We start from the raw sequence: 1168 nt of genomic DNA, 5'->3' as shown, positions 1-1168 counted from the left end.
AAGAGCTGTTGCGCATCTCGCGCGACACGCGGTCAAGCACGAATTGAGACCGACTCGTGATCAAGTGCTCGACGTACCCCTCATGTCACGAAGAGCAGTCACCATTCAGACTTGTGAATAAGCCCCCAGGAGTTGATCGTGTTGCCTTTCGTGCTGGTCGTGGTCTCGGCGCAGCGATCGGTGCGAAACAGCTTGCCGTCCACGACGACGTGCGACCAACCCTGCTCGGCCACCTCGACAAGCGCGTCGTGCAGGTCCGGGGACTGGGCATGCAGCACACTGATGACCTCGTCGCGGTAGCGGTAGGCCGTCGCCCGCGAGACGCCGAAGCCAGCGGCCAGCACGGTCATCTCCTCGCGCTTGCGGTACCACACCAGCACCATCAGCGCCTGGTACCAGCAGGTCAGGGCCCTGCTGCCGCGACGGGTGCCAAGTCGGCGCCGTTCTGCGCGCAACAGCCCGGCCACCCGGGTGAGCAGTTCACGGGGCACGTCGAGCATGGCACGATAGGCGATCACGTGGGGTCCTCGTCCTCGGATGGATCTTGTGGTGAGAACGTCCCTATCGGGGACCCCACGCCCACACCAGCACCGCACCAGCACCGCCGGGTATGACCGGTTTGCCGTGTCGCCGCTGTGCACTCTCAGTTCCTCGCTGAGATCACCTCACTGCACCTCGAAGCGCTCTGCCACCCCGGGGAACCGATCCACGTTCACGGCCACGACCTGCGCGTCGGCCTGGTGTGCCTCGGCGATCCGGTCGAGATGCGGGCGCATGGTGCGGCACGGTGCACACCACGTCCCCCAGAAGTCGACGAGCACCGGCCGGGCCTCTTCGGCGAGAACCCGGGTGAGCTCGTCGAGGTCGACCTCTCTGGCACCCATCAGGTCAACGCCTCCTGTCGGTATTCCATGTCGGTCCCGTACTCGCTCTGGCCGTCGCCGCTCATCTGCATCGTGATGTTGAACTTGTTGCCCCAGTTGAAGATCCCGCAGGCGAACACCATCTCGACGATCTCCTCCTCGGAGAACGTCTCCTGCACCGGGGTTCCGCAGCTGGGCTGGCACGAAAGCACACGAAAACGCGGTCTGAGCAGCGGAAACAGTGCTTGGCCTGGTGAACCGTCGTGTCACTAGGCTCAGGAGTTCTGCCTGGTCAGCCGCCTGTG

Annotated in this window: 3 protein-coding genes; all 3 read right to left on the bottom strand. The window is 64.5% G+C overall.

Annotated elements, in window-relative coordinates:
• Positions 1-98 precede the first annotated feature (98 nt).
• The gene (locus tag KME75_RS45520; RefSeq protein WP_219420540.1) at positions 99-518 is read right to left on the bottom strand and encodes a transposase family protein; all 420 of its coding nucleotides are present in this window, start codon (positions 516-518) and stop codon (positions 99-101) included.
• Between the two features lie 147 nt (positions 519-665).
• A complete protein-coding gene (locus KME75_RS41760) occupies positions 666-884 on the bottom strand; it encodes a thioredoxin family protein (RefSeq protein WP_219420537.1) in 219 nt (72 codons plus the stop codon).
• Positions 884-1042: a carboxymuconolactone decarboxylase family protein gene (locus KME75_RS41755; RefSeq protein WP_219420534.1), complete on the bottom strand. Its 159-nt coding sequence runs from the start codon at positions 1040-1042 to the stop codon at positions 884-886. Before KME75_RS41755 ends, KME75_RS41760 begins: the two co-directional genes overlap by 1 nt.
• Between the last annotated feature and the right edge of the window lie 126 nt (positions 1043-1168).

This window comes from Pseudonocardia nigra (assembly GCF_019396355.1).
Classification (GTDB): domain Bacteria; phylum Actinomycetota; class Actinomycetes; order Mycobacteriales; family Pseudonocardiaceae; genus Pseudonocardia; species Pseudonocardia nigra.
The sequence above is the reverse complement of the archived record's forward strand: the minus strand, read 5'-3'. Positions and strand labels throughout refer to the sequence as shown.